Origin of the sequence: Myceligenerans indicum, assembly GCF_016742955.1 — a bacterium.
GTDB classification, from domain to species: Bacteria; Actinomycetota; Actinomycetes; order Actinomycetales; family Cellulomonadaceae; genus Myceligenerans; species Myceligenerans indicum.
Genome location: NZ_JABBYC010000010.1, coordinates 73,074 through 91,925, shown reverse-complemented (window position 1 = coordinate 91,925; position 18,852 = coordinate 73,074). Strand labels below are relative to the sequence as shown.

Here is an 18,852-nt window from a genome sequence, read left to right as displayed (position 1 = left end):
GCCCGTGGGCGGGCATAGCCTGTAGAACCGAGACAACCATGGCCCGGACCCGGGCCGTGCGGACCCCGAGCCTGTGTTCGTGCCTCTGCCTCGCACGTACAGACGCGCGGGCGCCGTGAGACTGACGAGGCTGGAGACATGCGCAGAGCAAAGATCGTGTGCACCATCGGACCCGCGACTGCGTCGCCGGAGCGACTGCGGGAGCTGGTGGACGCCGGCATGAACGTGGCGCGGATCAACCGCAGCCACGGTGAGCAGTCCGAGCACGCCGAGATCATCAAGAACGTCCGGCAGGCCGCGGAGGACGCCGGCACGTCGGTGGCGGTCCTCGTGGACCTGCAGGGCCCCAAGATCCGCCTCGGCCGCTTCGTCGGCGACGAGAAGCACTACCTCGAGGTCGGTGACCGGTTCACCATCACCACCGAGGACGTGGAGGGCACCAGGGAGCTCGTCTCCACCACGCACAAGGGCCTCCCGCAGGACGCCCGGGTGGGCGATCCGATCCTCATCGACGACGGCAAGGTGCGCGTCGTGGTCGAGGCCGTGGAGGGCCCGCGCGTCGTGACGCGCGTCGAGGTCGCCGGGCCGGTGTCCAACAACAAGGGCCTGAACCTGCCGGGCGTGGCCGTGTCGGTGCCCGCGCTGTCCGAGAAGGACACGGACGACCTGCGCTGGGGCCTCGGCCAGGGCGCCGACTTCATCGCCCTGTCCTTCGTGCGGTCCGCGAAGGACTACGAGGACGTGCGCCGGATCATGGAGGAGGAGAACCGCACGGTTCCCGTCATCGCCAAGATCGAGAAGCCGCAGGCGGTCGAGAACCTCGCCGAGGTCGTGGCGGCGTTCGACGGCGTGATGGTGGCCCGCGGCGACCTCGCGGTCGAGATGCCGCTCGAGCAGGTGCCGCTGGTGCAGAAGCGCATCGTGGAGCTCGCACGCCGCAACGCGAAGCCGGTCATCGTGGCCACGCAGGTCCTGGAGTCGATGACGAACTCGCCGACGCCGACCCGTGCGGAGGCGTCGGACTGCGCGAACGCCGTGCTCGACGGCGCGGACGCGGTGATGCTCTCGGGCGAGACGTCGGTGGGCGACTACCCGATCGTCACGGTCGAGACCATGGCCAAGATCATCGAGGCCACCGAGGAGGCGGGCCGTGAGCGGATCGCCCCGCTGGGCTCGACACCGCACACCCGCGGTGGTGCGATCACGCGGGCGGCCGCCGAGATCGGCGAGCGCCTCGGCGTGAAGTACCTGGTGACGTTCACGCAGTCCGGCGACTCGGCGCGGCGGATGTCGCGGCTGCGTTCGTCGATCCCCCTGCTGGCGTTCACGCCGGAGGAGGGCGTGCGCAACGCGCTGTCGATGACCTGGGGGACCACGCAGTACCTCGTGCCCAAGGTGGGCAACGTGGACGCGATGGTGGACCAGGTGGACACGACCCTGCAGGCCAACGGCCTGGCCGAGAAGGGTGACCTCGTGGTCGTGGTCTCCGGTGCGCCCGTGGGCGTGCCCGGGACCACCAACTCGATCCTGGTGCACCGGATCGGGACCAAGGGGGACGGGCGGGCGGTCTGACGCCGAGGCCCTCGCGGGAGGCGCGCGGTCGGGGAAGCTTCCCCGGCGGCGCGCCCTTTTTGCGTTCTTGCGGGCCGAGCCCGAGGCGTGGGAGCGTTACCACACCCCATCGGGTGCCGGGGAACGCGCGAAAGAGCCGCACGGGGGCCACGAAAAGGTAACGATCCGGCTCGGCGCCATTCAGGTCGTGCTTGATGGTGAAGTATCGCGATCTTTAGCATGGCTTGGGAACTTGACGGGGTGTCACCACTTTGGGCACCATGGCGAACACACACGGTGGAAGCGCTCCCACGCACCTCGTGGACGGCGTCCCCAGAGACGCGCCGGCGTCGGCGCGTCAGAACAACGTCAGCAAAGACAAAGGAGTCAACCGTGCTCAGCAGCACTCGATCAGGTGGTCGTCGTCTCGCGGCCACCGCCGGAATCGCCACCCTGGCCCTCGGCCTCTCCGCGTGCGGGGGCGGCAGCGACGAGGGCGAGGGCGGCACCGCCGACGAGCCGATCACCCTCACCGTCGCGACCTTCAACGACTTCGGGTACACGGACGAGCTCCTCGCGAAGTACACCGAGGAACACCCGAACGTGACGGTCAAGCAGACCGTGGCCGCCCAGGCCGAGGACGCGCGGACCAACCTCACCACCAAGCTCGCCGCCGGGGGCGAGGGCCTGGCGGACGTCGAGGCCATCGAGGTCGACTGGATCAGCGAGCTGGCTCAGTACCCCGACCTGTTCACCGACCTGGCCGACCCCGAGCTGGACGGCCGCTGGGTGGACTGGAAGGTGGCGCAGGCCACGACGTCGGACGGCAAGCTCATCGGCTACGGGACCGACATCGGCCCGGAGGCGATCTGCTACCGCCAGGACCTCCTGGAGGATGCCGGTCTCCCCTCCGCCCCCGACGAGGTCGCCGAGCTGCTCGGTGGCGACGACGCCACGTGGGACGACTACTTCGCGGCCGGCGCCGACTTCGTGAAGAACTCCGACTCGGCCTGGTACGACTCGGGCGTGGCCATCTACCAGGGCCTGGTCAACCAGATCGACTACGCCTACGAGAACGAGGACGGCACCCCCAAGCCCCTCGCCGACAACGCCGAGATCAGCGACCTGTACGGCACGGTCGTCGAGCAGGACGAGGCCGGGCTGTCGGCCGACCTGGAGCAGTGGAGCGAGGACTGGACCTCCGGGTTCCAGAACGACGCCTTCGCCACGATGCTGTGCCCGGCCTGGATGACGGGCCCGATCGAGTCGAACTCGGGTGGCGTCGACGGCTGGAACATCGCCGACGTCTTCCCCGGTGGTGGCGGCAACTGGGGCGGTTCGTTCCTGACCGTCCCGGCCTCCGGCGAGCACACCACGGAGGCCAAGGAGCTCGCGGCCTGGCTGACCGCCCCCGAGCAGCAGACCGCCGCGTTCGAGAACGCCGGTACCTTCCCCTCGCAGGTCGAGGCACAGGGTTCCGAGCAGGTGCAGTCCTTCACCAACGCGTTCATGAACGACGCCCCGGCCGGTCAGATCTTCTCCAACCGCGCCCAGGCGATCGAGGGCAACCCGTTCAAGGGCCCGAACTACTTCGCGATCCACCAGGCGGTCCAGGACGGCATCAAGCGCGTCGAGATCAACGGCGAGGACCCGGCCACGTCGTGGGACAAGTCGCTCGCGGCCTACGACGAGCTGGGCCTGTAGGCAGCCACGCCGTGTGAGCGGGATGGCCGCCCCTGCGCCCTCGTGCGCGGCGGCGGCCGTCCCGCGCACGCGCAACCCACCCGTCCTCGCTCCCGCGCGCAGCTGATCAGGAAGACGACATGGCCGCACTCATCACCGCGGAGCCCGCTCGGGGCTCCACCTCGCCGGGGCCCGGGACGCCGCGCCGGCTCGGGTTCTCGCAGACACTGAGCCGGTGGGACGTCAAGGTCTCGCCCTACCTCTACATCTCCCCGTTCTTCGTCCTGTTCGCCCTGACCGGCCTCTTCCCGCTGGGGTACACGGCCGTCGTCTCGGTGTACGACTGGAATCTTCTGGGCGGGCAGGGGGAGTTCGTCGGGCTGCAGAACTACGCCGACGTCCTGGGCCAGCCGACCTTCTGGAAGTCCCTGGTCAACACCCTGTCGATCTTCCTGCTCTCGGCGGTGCCCCAGGTGATCGTCGCGATCACGCTGGCGGCGCTCCTGGACCGGAACATCCGCAGCGCCACCTTCTGGCGGATGGGGGTGCTGATCCCCTACGTCGTGGCGCCGATCGCCGTGTCGCTGATCTTCGGCCGGCTGTTCGCCGACCAGTACGGTCTCATCAACGAACTCCTCGGCGGCCTGGGCATCGACCCCATCGGCTGGCACACGGACCGCCTGGCCAGCCATGTGGCGATCGCCGCGATGGTCAACTACCGGTGGACCGGCTACAACGCCCTGATCTTCCTGGCGGCCATGCAGGCGGTACCGCGGGACCTCTACGAGGCCGCGACGATCGACGGCGCCGGGCCCTGGCGGCAGTTCATCTCCGTCACCGTCCCGCAGATCCGCTCGACCATCATCTTCGTGGTCATCACCGCCAGTATCGGCGGCCTGCAGATCTTCGACGAGCCCCGGCTCTTCGACACCCAGGGCCTGGGCGGTGCGGACCGGCAGTGGATGACCACGGTGCTGTACATGTACGACGTCGCGTGGGGGAACCAGCGCGACTTCGGGCGGGCCGCTGCCGTGGCCTGGATGCTGTTCGTGCTGATCCTCGTGATCGGGTTCCTCAACTTCATGCTCAGCCAGCGGATCGCGTCCTCCGGCCCGCGGGCGCCACGCGTGCGGCGCTCGGTGACCCGCGGGCTGCTCGCCGAGGCGCGTGCGGCGGCCGCCGGGACGCCGCGCGGTGCCGCGGGCCGCGGCCCGGACACCACAGCCACCACGACCACCGACCGGAGGGACGCATGAGTTCCGTCGCAGCCACCGCCCAGAGCGCGGGCAAGGGAGCCGCGCGGGCCGCCGCCCGCAGGCTGGCACGCTCACAGCACGGCGCCGCGTCCGCGGTGCGCCGGCCGGGCTGGATCACCTACACGATCCTGGCGGTCGTGCTGGTGATCTCCGCGTTCCCGCTCTACTACACGCTGCTGCTCGGCTCCTCCGACCAGGTGTCGATCTCCCAGCAGGCGCTTCCGCAGCTGCTCCCCGACGTGAGCATCTTCACCCGGTTCGCCGACGTCATGTCCTCCAGCCAGATCAACTTCTGGCTGGCGCTGACCAACTCGGTGATCATCGCCGTGGTGGTCTCGGTCGCGACCGTGCTGACCTCCACGCTCGCCGGGTTCTCGTTCGCCAAGCTGCGCTACCCGGGGCGGAACGCCCTGCTGGTGTTCGTCATCGCGACCATGGCGGTCCCGACCCAGCTCGGGGTCATCCCGATGTACATCCTCATGTCGGAGCTGTCCTGGATCGGCAAGATCCAGGCGGTGATCGTCCCGGCGCTGGTCTCCGCGTTCGGTGTGTTCTGGATGACGCAGTACCTGGAGTCGGCGCTGCCCTACGAGCTCATCGAGGCCGCCCGGGTCGACGGGGCCTCCATGATCCGCACCTTCTGGAGCATCGCGATGCCCGCGGCCCTGCCGGCCGCCTCGATGCTGGGGCTGTTCATCTTCGTGATGCAGTGGACGATGTTCTTCTGGCCCTCGATCGTGCTCGGCTCGGCGAACCCGACGCTGCCGATCGCGGTGCAGAACCTGACGGCCGGGTACCACGACGACTACTCGCTGATCATGGCCGGTGTCTTCCTGGTCACGCTCCCGCTGCTGATCGTCTTCGCGTTCGTCGGCCGCCAGCTCGTGGCCGGGATCATGCAGGGGGCGGTGAAGGGCTGAGGGACGGATTTCGCGCCCGGCGGAACACCGTCCGGACGTAACATTTTCGGGCGGGGCCACCGTGTAGGGTGGCTCTCGCTCCGGCCCGCCTGGCGGAACTGGCAGACGCGCGCGGCTCAAACCCGCGTCTCTTCGGAGGTGGGGGTTCAAGTCCCCCGGCGGGCACGAGACGGACGGATGGAATGCGCCCACGTCCGTGGGCCATTCCATCTCGTCGTGTCCTGCAGGCCTGTCGTCCTCCTGCCCCTCGGGGCGAGCCCGGTCGGCACCTCCGGCGCGTCCTGCTCGCCGGCCGGGAACCCGGGTGAGTCGAGTGCTGTTACCGGTGTCGATGCCGGACGTGATGAAGAACAACCCGCACTGCCGCAGGTCGCCAGGCCTTATGCGGTACCAGGACAGTAGGATGTGAGCCGTGAGCGACGAGACCACCCCCACGACCGAGACCACCGACGGTGACAGCACCCAGGTGGAACTGGATCTCCCGCCGATGACGGAGGAGGCGGAGGCCAAGGAGGCCGCGCCCGCCCGCTCCGCGCGCCGGGCGGTCGTCGCCGAGGACGAGGCCCTGATCCGCATGGACGTCGTAGAGACGCTGCGCGAGGCGGGCTTCGACGTCGTCGGCGAGGCGGGTGACGGCGAGACCGCGGTCAACCTGGCCCTCGAACTCAAGCCGGACGTCGTCGTCATGGACGTCAAGATGCCCGAGCTCGACGGCATCTCGGCCGCGGAACGGATCGGCAAGGCGCACGCCGCTCCCGTGGTGCTGCTGACCGCGTTCTCACAGACGGAGCTCGTCGAGCGGGCGCGCGACGCCGGGGCCATGGCCTACGTCGTCAAGCCGTTCACCCCGGCGGATCTGCTCCCGTCGGTGGAGATCGCCATCTCGCGCTACCAGCAGCTCGGCGCACTGGAGGCCGAGGTCACCGACCTCAAGGAGCGGTTCGAGACCCGCAAGCGCGTCGACCGTGCCAAGGGGCTGCTCATGACGAAGATGGGTCTGACCGAGCCGGAGTCGTTCCGCTGGATCCAGAAGACGTCGATGGATCGCCGGCTCACGATGCGTGAGGTCGCCGATGCCGTCATCGATCAGGTCGGCAACGCCTGAGGATTCGCTCCGTGCAGCAGGTGCCGCCGCACCGCCGGCGGCCACGTGGCCTCGGGACTTGGCCGCAGTGCGGCCGTGGGCCTATTCTCGTGGGCTGAGTCGGACGGTCGTCCAAGAGGCGTTCGGCGCCCGCGGGAACCCAGAACCGCGGGGCGTGCAAGCTGCGGAGGTAGCGCCAGTGCGAGAGCGAGCGGCAGTCGAGGTGAGGTCGGCGGACGTCGCGGACCTGGAGGCGATCGCGGAGCTCGCGGTCCGCGGCCGGGACGAGTCGCCGGCCGGTGTCCAGGTGACCGCCGGCGACCACGATCGGCTGCAGGAGCAGCTCAGCGTGCTGCTGGCCGCGGGCGGGCGGGTGCTCGTCGCGGAGCGTTCCGGCCGGATCGTCGGTGTGGTGCTGGGCCGTGTCGTGGGCCCGCACCTGTTCGTGGTCCGGCCGACGTTGTACCTGGACACCGTGTTCGTGGCACCCGACGAGCGTCGTCGTGGCGTCGGGCATGCCCTGCTGCGTGCCGTGGCCACCCTCGCGATCGAGAACGACTGCGACGAGGTCTACGCGGCACCGGTCGCCGGGACCCGTGGCGTGCAGCGCTTCCTGGCCCGCCTGGGCTTCGCCCCCGCGTGCGGGCACCGCGTGGCGCCGACCCAGACCCTGCTGCGCCGCCTCGCGCAGGACAGCAGGCTGGCGAGCGACGCGGAACCGCACCGCCGCCGGCGGCCCGTGCGCGCCGGGCTCGAGGACCTCATCGCCCGTCGCCGGCGGGCCCGTTCGGCCGAGACCGGGCCGCTGGAGCTCCACGCCGTCGCGGCCGGGGCCGACCGCCCCGACCGGTAGCACGTGGCCGGCCCGCCCCCTCCGGCCGAGAGGCCGCTCAGCCCTTGAGGATCATGCAGGTGAGCCGGGCCGTGCAGACCCGCTTGCCCCGGTCGTCCGTGATGACGATCTCGTAGGACGCCGTCGTGCGGCCCAGGTGGATGGCCGTCGCCACGCCGGTGACCGTTCCGGACCGGACGCCGCGGTGATGGGTGGCGTTGAGGTCGATGCCCACGGCCTGGCGGTCGGGGCCGGCGTGTGCCTGGGCCGCCACCGACGCGAGGGTCTCCGCGAGAACGGCTGACGAACCGCCGTGGAGGAGGCCGACCGGCTGCGTGTTCCCCTCCACCGGCATGCGCCCCGCCGTGCGTTCGGGCGAGACCTCCGTGAGCTCGATGCCGAGCTTGTCGATCACCGTCTCCTCCGGGGCGTCCGGATACAGCTCACGCAGGTCCAGTGCGCCGGCGGAGGCGCCCACGGCGCCACCGGGCCCGGAGCCGGTGCCACCCGCGTCCGCTGCCCGGGCTCCGTTCCGGTCACGGACCTCGCTCCCCGGTCCGGACCCTTCACTGCGCCCCGCGTCGATGTCAGTCATGCGGGATAGGTTGTCATCCGTGACGACCGAAGCGCGAACCGACCTGACCGCCGGCACCCTGCCCGGCACCCGCCCCCGGCTGCTGCTCGTGGACGGCCACTCGATGGCCTACCGGGCGTTCTTCGCCCTGCCGGACACGCTGGCCACCACGTCGGGACAGGTCACCAACGCCGTGTTCGGCTTCACCTCGATGCTCACCAACCTCCTGCGGGACGAGCAGCCCACGCACGCCGCCGTCGCGTTCGACGCCGGCCGGGTCACGTTCCGCACCGAGAGGTACCCGGAGTACAAGGCCGGCCGCGCCACCACCCCGGACGAGTTCCGCTCCCAGGTGCCGCTCATCCACGAGGTCCTCGACGCCCTGCACCTGCGGCACCTGTCGGCGGAGGGGATCGAGGCCGACGACATCCTCGCCACCCTGGCCGCCGCCGCGGCCGCCGCCGGCATGGAGGTGCTCGTCTGCTCGGGTGACCGCGACACCCTCCAGCTCGTGAGCGACGACGTCACCGTGCTGTACCCCGTCAAGGGCGTGTCGGAGCTGGCGCGGATGACACCGGCCGCGGTCGAGGACAAGTACGGCGTTCCGCCCGGTCGCTACCCCGACCTGGCCGCACTGGTCGGTGAGAAGAGCGACAACCTCCCGGGGATCCCGGGCGTCGGGCCCAAGACGGCGGCCAAGTGGGTCACCACCTACGGCGGGCTCGACGAACTGCTCGCCCGCGCCGGCGAGGTCAAGGGCAAGGCGGGGGAGAAGCTGCGGGACCACCTCGACCAGGTCCGCACCAACCGCGAGCTCAACGCCCTGCTGACCGACGTCACGCTCGACCTCGGTGTCGAGGACCTCGCCCTGGGCGGCTTCGACCGCGAGGCCGTGCACCGCGTCTCCGACGCGCTCCAGTTCGGCCAGCTCCGCGACCGCATCCTCGCCGTGGACCCCGCCGCGGAGCCGGAGGGGGAGGCGAGCACCGGCACCGTCGAGATCGAGGTGGATGACGTCGCCCCCGGGGGTCTCGCGGCCTGGCTCGCCGCGCGCACCGGCCGTCTCGGCCTGCACGTCTCCGGAGCGGCGACGCCCGCGGGCGGGGACGCCTGGAAGGTGGCCGTGGCCGGCGCGGACGGGCACGCCGTCGTCCGGGACACGGCGGAGCTCGGGTCCGACGACGACAAGGCGCTCGCGGCCTGGTTCGCCGACGAGGCCTCGCCGAAGGTGGTGCACGGGGCCAAGGCCGCCTGGCATGCCCTGGCGGGGCGTGGCTGGGACCTGGGGGGCGTGGACTTCGACACCGAGCTCGCCGCCTACCTGTGCCACCCGGACCAGCGAGGCTACGATCTCGGCGACCTGGCCGAGCGGCACCTGGGGCGCCGCCTGGACGAGGCCGCACCGGCCGCTCAGGGTGCGCTCGACCTCGACCTGGACGCGGGCTCCGCCGGCCAGGCGGAGGCGTCACGCGCGAGCGCCGTCCTCGACCTGGCGGACGTGCTCGCCGGTGAGCTGTCCGACCGCGGTGCGGGGCACCTGCTGGCGGATGTCGAGCTGCCGCTGTCGCGCGTCCTGGCCGGCATGGAGCACGCGGGGATCGCGGCCGACGTCGCCTACCTGACGGAGCTGGAGAAGCACTTCGCGGCGGGCGTCGCCGACGCGGCCGCGGCCGCCTTCGACGTGATCGGGCGCGAGGTGAACCTCGGCAGCCCGAAGCAGTTGCAGGAGGTGCTGTTCGACCAGCTCTCGATGCCCAGGACGAAGAAGATCAAGACCGGGTACACCACCGATGCCGCGGCGCTCCAGGACCTGTTCGCCAAGACACAGCACCCCTTCCTCGAGCACCTGCTCACCCACCGCGACGTCACGCGGCTGCGGACCACCGTCGAGGGCCTGCTGCGGACCGTCGCGCCGGACGGGCGGATCCACACCACGTTCCAGCAGACCATCGCCGCAACGGGCAGGCTCAGCTCGGTCGACCCGAACCTGCAGAACATCCCCGTGCGGACGGAGGCGGGCCGGCGCATCCGGCGGGCCTTCGTGGTGGGCCCGGGGTACGAGACGCTGCTGACGGCCGACTACAGCCAGATCGAGATGCGGATCATGGCGCACCTGTCCGGCGACGAGGGACTGATCAGTGCCTTCCGCTCCGGCGAGGACCTGCACCGGTATGTGGGCTCGCGGGTGTTCCAGGTGGCGCCGCAGGACGTCACCCCGGAGATGCGCGCCAAGGTCAAGGCGATGAGCTACGGCCTGGCCTACGGGCTGAGCGCGTTCGGGCTCTCCCAGCAGCTGGGGATCTCGACGGGCGAGGCGCAGGGCCTCATGGACGACTACTTCGAACGGTTCGGCGGTGTCCGGGACTACCTGACGGGCGTCGTGGAGGAGGCCCGCGCCACCGGGTGGACCGCGACCGTGCTGGGACGCCGCCGTTATCTCCCGGACCTCACCAGCGACAACCGGCAGCGCCGCCAGATGGCCGAGCGGATGGCGCTGAACGCCCCGATCCAGGGCTCGGCCGCCGACATCATCAAGCTCGCGATGCTGAGCGTGCAGCGCGAGATCGAGGCGGCGGGCCTGAGGTCCCGGGTGCTCCTGCAGGTCCACGACGAACTCGTCGTGGAGGTGGCGCCCGGGGAGCGGGAGCTGGCAGAGCGGCTCCTGCGCGAGCAGATGGGCTCCGCCTTCGAACTCGACGTCCCGCTGGAGGTCTCCGTCGGAACGGGGCAGAACTGGCACGACGCCGCGCACTGACCCAGGCGCTCACGCCGGGCAGGTCGTGCGCCGCTCACTCCTTGCGGGCGACGAAGACCGCCGTGCCGGGCAGGTAGTGGCCGCGTTCCGGGCCCCATCCGCCCCACACCTGGGTGTTCCAGGACGGCCACTCCGGTTCGACCAGGTCGACGAGGCGCAGCCCGGCGGCGGCGACCTCCCGGACGTGGTCGCCGACGGTGCGGTGGTACTCGGCGTAGGTGACGCGGCCGGCGTCGTCGGTCTCGACGTACGGGCGCCGGTCGAAGTAGGAGCGTGTCGCGGTGAGCCCCGCGATCGTCGGGTCGTCGGGGAACGCCCAGCGCAGCGGATGCGTCACCGAGAAGACCCACCGGCCACCCGGCCGCAGGACACGGGCCGCTTCCGCGTGCACGCGCCCGGCGTCGGGCACGAACGGGATCGCGCCGAACGAGGTGAAGACGACGTCGAAGCTCCCGGCCGCGAAGGGCAGCGCCCGGGCGTCGGCCTGGACCAGGGGAACGTCGTCGCGGGCGTCGCTCCGGGTCGCGGCGCGGGTGGAGGCGGGCGTCCGCGACCTGTTCCCGCGGAGCATCGCCCAGGACACGTCCGTCGCCACCGTTCGGGCGCCCCGGGCGGCGAGCCAGCGCGAGCACTGCGCGGCGCCCGCGCCGATCTCCAGCACGTCGCGGCCGGCGACATCACCGAGGAGTCCTGCCTCCGACTCGGTGAGACCCTCCGGTCCCCAGCGCAGCTCACCGGCCAGGAAGGCGTCGTGGTCGTCGAGGTACTCGGCGGCGTTGTCGTCCCACCAGCCGCGTGAGGCCGCGCCGCCCTCGTGGTCGGGCACGTCGCGGTATCCGTAGTCGGGCACGGCAGCTACCCTACGCGCGAGCGGGCGGTCACAAATCGGTCACGATGTGGACGTTTGCCAGGCCGGGAAACATTTCGGCAACCGCCGTCCTCCTAGAGTCGGGCGATACATCTCGTCGCGGCGCGCGTCACATGCCCGCAGCGACACCTGACGGAAGGAGACGCAATGCGTCTGCGTACACTTCGTCGCACGGCCGCACCGGCCGCGCTGGCGGCTGCGGCAGCCCTCGCACTGGCCGCCTGCGGTGGGAGCGGTGACGGCGACGGCGGCGACGAGGCCGACGGCGGCTCGATCACGATCGGCACCACCGACAAGGTCACGACCCTCGACCCGGCCGGGTCCTACGACAACGGGTCCTTCGCCGTGATGAACCAGGTGTTCCCGTTCCTGATGAACACCACGTTCGGCGACCCGGACGTGCAGCCGGACATCGCCGAGTCGGCGGAGTTCACCTCGCCCAGCGAGTACACGGTGACGCTGAAGCCGGGCCTGAAGTGGGCCAACGGCAACGACCTCACCTCCAGCGACGTGAAGTTCTCGTTCGACCGCATGGTGAGCATCGCGGACGAGAACGGTCCTTCCTCCCTGCTCTACAACCTGGACAGCACGGAGGCGGTGGACGACACCACCGTCGTCTTCCACCTCAAGTCCGACAACGACCAGGTCTTCCCGAAGATCCTGTCGTCGCCGGCCGGTCCGATCGTGGACGAGGACGTCTTCTCCGCCGACGCGCTCACCCCGGACCAGGAGATCGTGGACGGGATGGCCTTCCACGGCCCGTACGTCATCACCAGCTACGACTTCAACGAGCTGATCAGCTACGAGGCGTACGACGACTACCAGGGCATCCTCGGCGCGCCGAAGACCCCGGAGATCAACGTCAAGTACTTCGCCGACTCGTCCAACCTCAAGCTCGAGGTCCAGGACGGCTCGATCGACGTCGCCTTCCGCTCGCTGTCCGCCACGGACATCGAGGACCTGCGCGGCGACGACAACGTGAAGGTCGTGGACGGCCCCGGTGGCGAGATCCGCTACATCGTCTTCAACTTCGACACCCAGCCCTACGGCGCCAAGACGGACGACGCCGACGAGGACAAGGCGCTGGCCGTCCGCCAGGCCGTGGCCGACCTGCTGGACCGCGAGACCATCGCGGACCAGGTCTACAAGGGCACCTACACGCCGCTGTACTCCTACGTCCCGGCGGGCCTGACCGGCGCCACCGAGTCGCTCAAGGAGATGTACGGCGACGGCTCGGGCGGCCCCGACGCGGACGCCGCGAAGAAGGTGCTCGAGGACGCGGGCGTCGAGACGCCGGTGCAGCTGGGCATGCAGTACTCGAACGACCACTACGGCCCGTCGTCGGGCGACGAGTACGCCCTGATCAAGGACCAGCTCGAGGCCGACGGCCTGTTCGAGGTCGACCTGCAGACCACCGAGTGGGTGCAGTACTCCGAGGACCGCAGCAGCGACGTCTACCCGTCCTACCAGCTCGGCTGGTTCCCGGACTACTCGGACGCCGACAACTACGTCACGCCGTTCTTCCTCACGGAGAACTTCCTGGCCAACCACTACTCGAACCCGGCGGTGGACGAGCTGATCGGTGAGCAGGCCGTCACCGAGGACCCGGACGAGCGCGCCGCGATCATCGCGGAGATCCAGGACACCGTGGCGGGCGAGCTCTCGACCGTCCCGTACCTGCAGGGTGCGCAGGTCGCGGTCACCGGTGCGGACGTCTCCGGGGCCGAGGACACGCTCGACGCGTCGTTCAAGTTCCGCTACGGCGCACTGTCCAAGGGCTGACCCGAACCCTCGTGGCAGCGCAGAGCAAGTCCGCGGGAAGCGCACTGGGACGTTACGTCCTGGTGCGCTTCCTGCTGATCATCCCCACCGTGTTTATCCTGGTCACCACCGTCTTCGTGCTGATGCGCGCGACCGGTGACCCCATCACGGCGTCCCTCGGCGGGCGCCTCACCCCCGACCAGCTGGCAGAGCGCATCCACGCCGCCGGCTACGACCGGCCCATCCTCGTGCAGTACTGGGAGTACCTGTCGGGTGTCTTCCGCGGGGACTTCGGCATGACCATCAGCGACAACCGCCCGGTGGTGGAGGTGCTCACCGAGTACGGCGCGGCGACGCTCGAACTCGCCGGCTACGCGGTGCTGGTCGCGCTCGTGCTCGGCGTGCCGTTCGGCATGATCAGCGCCTACTTCCGCGACCGTCTGCCGGACGCGGCGCTGCGGATCCTCGCGATCCTCGCGTATGCGACGCCGGTATTCTTCGCGGGGCTCATCCTGAAGCTGATCTTCTCGGTGTGGCTCGGCTGGTTCCCCGTGGCGGGCCGCATCTCCACGAACGGCGAGATCGAGCTGCGCAAGGCCGACGCCGACTCCGGGTTCGTCCTGCTCGACGCGATCCGGACCGGTGACCCGGCGGTGGTCGGGGACGTCCTGTCGCACGCGGCGCTCCCGGCGACGGCCCTCGGCCTGCTCACGGCCGGCGTGTTCCTCCGGCTGGTGCGCACGAACATGATCGGCACGCTGGGCACCGACTTCGTCGACGCCGCGCGGTCGCGCGGAGTCCGGGAGTCACGCCTGGTCACCGCCCACGCCTGGCGCCCCGCGCTGATCCCCGTGATCACGGTGGCCGGCATGCAGGTCGCGATGCTCCTGGTCGGGGCCGTGCTGACCGAGACCACGTTCGAGTGGCGCGGTCTCGGCTTCCAGCTGTCCGAGTACCTGCAGGCCCGCGACTTCGTGGCCGTGCAGGGCATCGTGGTCGTCATGGCCGTGGTGGTCGCGGTGACCAACTTCCTGGTCGACGTCGTCGCGGCCTTCGTCGACCCGAGAGTGAGGTTCTGATGGCGGGCGAGATCTCCGAGGTCGGCATCGCCGGCGCCGCGCCGGAGCACCTTTCGGGCCGTGGCGCCTGGTTCCGCCGGCTGCCCGTGGTGCACCAGCTGCGCCAGAGCATGGGCCTGCAGCGCGGCATGCTCGTGGCGGGCCTGGTCCTGTGCGCGGTGTTCGTCGTGACGGCCGTGTTCGCGCCGGTGCTGGCCCCCTTCACGGGGTCGCAGCTGCGTACCGGCGACGGGACGTCGTTCGGGGCGCAGCAGCCGCCGTCGGCCGAGCACTGGCTCGGCACCACCGTCGGCGGCTACGACGTGCTGTCCCGCGTGATCTGGGGTGCGCAGACCGCGCTGCTGGTGGTGATCGTGGCGGTGGCCGCCTCGATCGTGGTCGGCGTGCTGCTGGGCCTCGTGTCGGGGTACTTCGGCGGCGCGCTCGACCGGGTCCTGGTGGTGGTCGCGGACGCGATCTACGCCTTCCCGTCACTGCTGCTGGCCATCCTGCTCGCGATCGTCATCTCCGGGGGCCAGTCGAGCATGTGGGGCGGCATCATGGCCGCGGCCCTGTCCATCACGGTGGTGTTCGTGCCGCAGTACTTCCGCGTCACGCGGGCCGAGGTGGTGCGGGTCAAGGCGGAGGCCTTCGTGGATTCCGCACGCGTGCTGGGCACCGGCCACCTGCGGATCATGACGCGCCACGTGCTGCGCAACTCCACCCGAACCCTGCCGCTGATCGTGACGCTCAACGCCTCGGAGGCGATCCTGACCCTCGCGGGCCTGGGCTTCCTGGGCTTCGGCATCGAGCCGACGGCGGCCGCCGAGTGGGGCTACGACCTGCAGCGGTCCGTCGCCGACGTGACCAGTGGCATCTGGTGGACGGCCCTGTTCCCGGGCCTCGCGATCGTCCTGGCCGCCATGGGCATGACGCTCGTCGGGGAGTCGCTGAACGACCTCGCCGATCCGCGCCTGCGGATGCGGGCGGCGTCGGCCGAGGTGGCCGGCGACGTGGCGGAGACCTCCGTGCCCGGCACGACGAAGGAGACCGAGGAATGACACACACAGCCGACTCCGCGCCCGTGGTGCGGATCGACGACCTCGCCGTCTCGTTCGCGACGGACGCCGGGCCCGTGCGCGCCGTCGACGGGGTGAGCCTGGACGTGCGGCCCGGGGAGGTGCTGGCAGTCGTCGGGGAGTCCGGTTCGGGGAAGACCGTGACCGCCAAGGCGATCCTGGGGCTGCTGCCGGCGACGGCGACCACTCGCGGGGCCGTCCTGGTGTCCGCGCGCGACGGCGGCGCCACCGACGTCGTGTCCGTGTCCGGGTCCGTGCTGCGCCAGGCGCGCGGCCGGGACGTGGCCATGGTGTTCCAGGAGCCGTCCAGCGTCCTGAACCCCGTGTACACCGTGGGCTGGCAGATCGCCGAAGGCCTGCGCGCGCACGGGAAGCTTTCGCGCAAGGCGGCCCGGGCCCGGGCCGTCGAGGTGCTCGGCCGGGTCGGCATCCCCGACCCGGCCGAGCGGGTGGACTACTTCCCGCACCAGTTCTCCGGGGGCCAGAAGCAGCGCATCGTGATCGCGATGGCGCTCGCGCTCGACCCGGGGGTGATCGTGGCCGACGAGCCGACGACCGCGCTCGACGTCACCGTGCAGGCGGAGATCCTCGACCTGCTGCGCGACCTACGGGACACGACCGGCACGGGCATCGTCCTGATCACGCACAACATGGGCGTGGTGGCGGACATGGCCGACCGGGTCGCGGTGATGTACCAGGGGCAGCTCGTGGAGCAGGCGCCGGTCGGCGACCTGTTCGCCAGGCCCCAGGAGCAGTACACCAAGGCCCTGCTCGCCGCGGTCCCGAAGGTCGGCGAGGGGACCGCCCGCGCCGAGGAGCGGGCCGCCACCCGACCCGAGGGCTGGGCGGACGGCGAACCCGTGGTGCGTGCCACGGAGCTGACCATCACCTATCCCGGCGGGTTCCGGCAGCCGGGCTTCACCGCCGTCGACGCCGTCTCCCTGGACATCCGCCAGGGCGAGGTGCTCGGCCTGGTGGGCGAGTCCGGGTCCGGAAAGACCACGATCGCCCGTGCCATGGCGGGCCTCCAGCCCGTCACGGGCGGGTCGCTGGAGGTTCTGGGCACGCAGATGCGCGGCGCGCGCAGCCGGGACCTGCGGGCCATGCGCCCGAGGCTCGGCTTCGTGTTCCAGGACCCGGCGACCTCGTTCAACCCGCTGCTGACCATCGCCGAGTGCGTCGCCGAGCCGCTGGTGGTGCACGGCCGTGCGGCGTCGCCCGCGGCGGCCCGGGGCCGGGTCGACGAGCTGCTCGAAGCCGTCCAGCTGCCCCGCTCGTTCGGTGACCGGTTCCCGCACGAGCTGTCCGGCGGCCAGCGCCAGCGTGCTTCCCTGGCCAGGGCTCTGGCCCTGGACCCGGAGCTGCTGATCGCGGACGAGCCGACGTCGGCGCTGGACGTGTCCGTGCAGGCGCGTGTCCTGGAGCTGTTCGCCGAGCTGCAGACCGAGCTCGGGTTCGCCTGCCTGTTCGTGTCGCACGACCTGGCCGTCGTCGACCTCGTCTCGGACCGGATCGCCGTGATGTACCGCGGGGAGCTGGTCGAGCAGGGCACGGGTGCGCAGGTGCTCGGCGCCCCGTCCGAGGACTACACCCGGCGGCTTCTCGCGTCCTTGCCGGTGCCCGACCCCGAGATCCAGGCACGCAGGCGGCGGGAACGCTGACGAGACGCGGACGCGGGCGTGGCGGGAGACCTCTCCGGCCTCGCTCCGCGTACGCTCCTCCCGCGTTGACCGTCCCACCGTCCCATGGCTAGGATGTTCGGCGGTGCCGTGCGCCTACCCATATGCGCCGCCCAGCAGTTTCAGTCCCTGTCCGCACTACGTCATGTCCGCATCGGAGCATCGAACTCAATGACCATCTCCACCACGAAGTCCGCGCCTCAGGTCGCCGTCAACGACATCGGCACCGAGGACGACTTCCTTGCTGCCGTCGACGCCACCATCAAGTACTTCAACGATGGTGACATCGTCGAAGGCACCATCGTCAAGGTGGACCGTGACGAGGTCCTCCTCGACATCGGTTACAAGACCGAGGGCGTCATCCCCTCCCGGGAGCTCTCGATCAAGCACGACGTCGACCCCGGCGAGGTCGTCGCCGTCGGTGACGACGTCGAGGCCCTGGTTCTCCAGAAGGAGGACAAGGAAGGCCGGCTGATCCTGTCCAAGAAGCGCGCCCAGTACGAGCGCGCCTGGGGCACGATCGAGAAGATCAAGGAAGAGGACGGCGTCGTCACCGGCACCGTCATCGAGGTCGTCAAGGGCGGCCTCATCCTCGACATCGGCCTCCGGGGCTTCCTCCCCGCCTCCCTCGTGGAGATGCGTCGCGTCCGCGACCTCCAGCCGTACGTCGGCAAGGAGATCGAGGCCAAGATCATCGAGCTCGACAAGAACCGCAACAACGTGGTCCTGTCGCGCCGCGCCTGGCTGGAGCAGACCCAGTCCGAGGTCCGCTCCACCTTCCTGCAGACCCTGCAGAAGGGCCAGGTGCGCCCCGGTACGGTCTCCTCGATCGTCAACTTCGGTGCCTTCGTCGACCTGGGCGGCGTGGACGGCCTGGTGCACGTCTCCGAGCTCTCCTGGAAGCACATCGACCACCCGTCCGAGGTCGTCGAGGTGGGCCAGGAGGTCACCGTCGAGGTGCTCGACGTCGACTTCGACCGCGAGCGCGTCTCCCTGTCGCTGAAGGCGACGCAGGAGGACCCGTGGCAGACCTTCGCGCGCACCCACGCCATCGGCCAGGTCGTGCCCGGTAAGGTCACCAAGATCGTCCCGTTCGGTGCGTTCGTGCGCGTCGAGGACGGCATCGAGGGCCTCGTGCACATCTCCGAGCTGGCCGTGCGCCACGTGGAGCTCGCCGAGCAGGTCGTGTCCGTCGGCGCCGAGGTCTTCGTCAAGGTCATCGACATCGACCTGGAGCGTCGCCGCATCTCGCTGTCGCTCAAGCAGGCCAACGAGGGCGTGGACCCGGAGTCCGAGGACTTCGACCCCGCGCTCTACGGCATGGCCGCCGAGTACGACGACCAGGGGAACTACAAGTACCCCGAGGGCTTCGACCCGGAGACCAACGAGTGGCTCGAGGGCTTCGAGACGCAGCGCGAGGCCTGGGAGGCCGAGTACGCCAAGGCCCACGCCCGCTGGGAGGCGCACCGCAAGCAGGTCGCCGAGGCGCTCGCCGCGGACAACGACACCACCGCCGATGCTCCGGCTCCCGCCGCGGCGTCGTCGTCGTCCTACTCCTCGGCCCCGGTCGAGGAGGACGCCGGCGGCACGCTCGCCTCGGACGAGGCGCTCGCCGCACTGCGCGAGAAGCTGACCGGCAACTGATCCGGTGACGAGAGGGGCCCAGGCGTCATCGCCTGGGCCCCTCTCGTTGTCCCGGTGCCGCGCGCGCGACAGGTCATAACGTGACCGATCACCCAACTGGGGCAGACC

The 18,852-nt window shown here is 70.7% G+C and carries 14 protein-coding genes and 1 tRNA gene; 13 read left to right on the top strand and 2 right to left on the bottom strand.

The annotated features are described in order from the left end of the window. Positions 1-138 precede the first annotated feature (138 nt). The 7 genes from pyk (at position 139) to HGK34_RS08605 (ending at position 7,347) form a co-directional block, all read left to right on the top strand. Complete coding sequence (pyk, locus tag HGK34_RS08635; RefSeq protein ID WP_201846175.1) at positions 139-1,572, top strand: pyruvate kinase; 1,434 nt, start codon at positions 139-141, stop codon at positions 1,570-1,572. 372 nt (positions 1,573-1,944) lie between these two features. Continuing rightward, on the top strand, positions 1,945-3,255 hold the full coding sequence (locus HGK34_RS08630; protein ID WP_307815865.1) for an ABC transporter substrate-binding protein: 1,311 nt from the start codon (positions 1,945-1,947) through the stop codon (positions 3,253-3,255). 119 nt (positions 3,256-3,374) lie between these two features. Further along, entirely contained in the window at positions 3,375-4,490 is a 1,116-nt protein-coding gene (locus tag HGK34_RS08625; RefSeq protein ID WP_201846173.1) for a carbohydrate ABC transporter permease, read from the top strand. Then, complete coding sequence (locus tag HGK34_RS08620) at positions 4,487-5,410, top strand: carbohydrate ABC transporter permease (RefSeq protein WP_201846172.1); 924 nt, start codon at positions 4,487-4,489, stop codon at positions 5,408-5,410. Before HGK34_RS08625 ends, HGK34_RS08620 begins: the two co-directional genes overlap by 4 nt. A gap of 83 nt (positions 5,411-5,493) precedes the next feature. Then, a tRNA-Leu gene (locus HGK34_RS08615) sits at positions 5,494-5,575 on the top strand. Positions 5,576-5,897: 322 nt separating this feature from the next. Next, positions 5,898-6,515: an ANTAR domain-containing response regulator gene (locus tag HGK34_RS08610; protein ID WP_201846207.1), complete on the top strand. Its 618-nt coding sequence runs from the start codon at positions 5,898-5,900 to the stop codon at positions 6,513-6,515. A gap of 178 nt (positions 6,516-6,693) precedes the next feature. Then, entirely contained in the window at positions 6,694-7,347 is a 654-nt protein-coding gene (locus HGK34_RS08605; RefSeq protein ID WP_201846171.1) for a GNAT family N-acetyltransferase, read from the top strand. Positions 7,348-7,384: 37 nt separating this feature from the next. Here the strand turns inward: HGK34_RS08605 and HGK34_RS08600 are convergent, their stop codons facing one another. After that, positions 7,385-7,741, bottom strand: coding sequence for a PaaI family thioesterase (locus HGK34_RS08600; RefSeq protein ID WP_372433099.1), 357 nt, complete (start codon positions 7,739-7,741; stop codon positions 7,385-7,387). A 178-nt stretch (positions 7,742-7,919) separates the two neighbouring features. Between HGK34_RS08600 and polA the strand changes: the two genes are divergently transcribed. Then, positions 7,920-10,655 carry a DNA polymerase I gene (gene polA / locus HGK34_RS08595; RefSeq protein WP_201846169.1) on the top strand — a complete coding sequence of 912 codons (2,736 nt, stop codon included), beginning with the start codon at positions 7,920-7,922 and terminating at the stop codon, positions 10,653-10,655. Between the two features lie 34 nt (positions 10,656-10,689). Here the strand turns inward: polA and HGK34_RS08590 are convergent, their stop codons facing one another. After that, positions 10,690-11,505: a class I SAM-dependent methyltransferase gene (locus tag HGK34_RS08590; RefSeq protein WP_201846168.1), complete on the bottom strand. Its 816-nt coding sequence runs from the start codon at positions 11,503-11,505 to the stop codon at positions 10,690-10,692. A 165-nt stretch (positions 11,506-11,670) separates the two neighbouring features. Here HGK34_RS08590 and HGK34_RS08585 point away from each other — a divergent pair, with 165 nt between their 5' ends. From HGK34_RS08585 to rpsA, 5 genes are all read left to right on the top strand, one after another. Beyond that, positions 11,671-13,305, top strand: a complete 1,635-nt coding sequence (locus tag HGK34_RS08585; protein WP_201846167.1) for an ABC transporter substrate-binding protein — start codon at positions 11,671-11,673, stop codon at positions 13,303-13,305. Positions 13,306-13,316: 11 nt separating this feature from the next. Further along, positions 13,317-14,363 (top strand): ABC transporter permease, encoded by a 1,047-nt coding sequence (locus HGK34_RS08580; protein ID WP_307815864.1) that lies wholly within the window; start codon positions 13,317-13,319, stop codon positions 14,361-14,363. Continuing rightward, entirely contained in the window at positions 14,363-15,403 is a 1,041-nt protein-coding gene (locus HGK34_RS08575) for an ABC transporter permease (RefSeq protein ID WP_201846166.1), read from the top strand. The genes HGK34_RS08580 and HGK34_RS08575 overlap by 1 nt, the downstream gene beginning before the upstream one ends. Beyond that, positions 15,400-17,082, top strand: coding sequence for a dipeptide ABC transporter ATP-binding protein (locus tag HGK34_RS08570; protein WP_201846165.1), 1,683 nt, complete (start codon positions 15,400-15,402; stop codon positions 17,080-17,082). Before HGK34_RS08575 ends, HGK34_RS08570 begins: the two co-directional genes overlap by 4 nt. A 189-nt stretch (positions 17,083-17,271) precedes the next feature. Next, positions 17,272-18,744, top strand: coding sequence for a 30S ribosomal protein S1 (gene rpsA, locus HGK34_RS08565; protein ID WP_201846164.1), 1,473 nt, complete (start codon positions 17,272-17,274; stop codon positions 18,742-18,744). Positions 18,745-18,852: the final 108 nt, after the last annotated feature.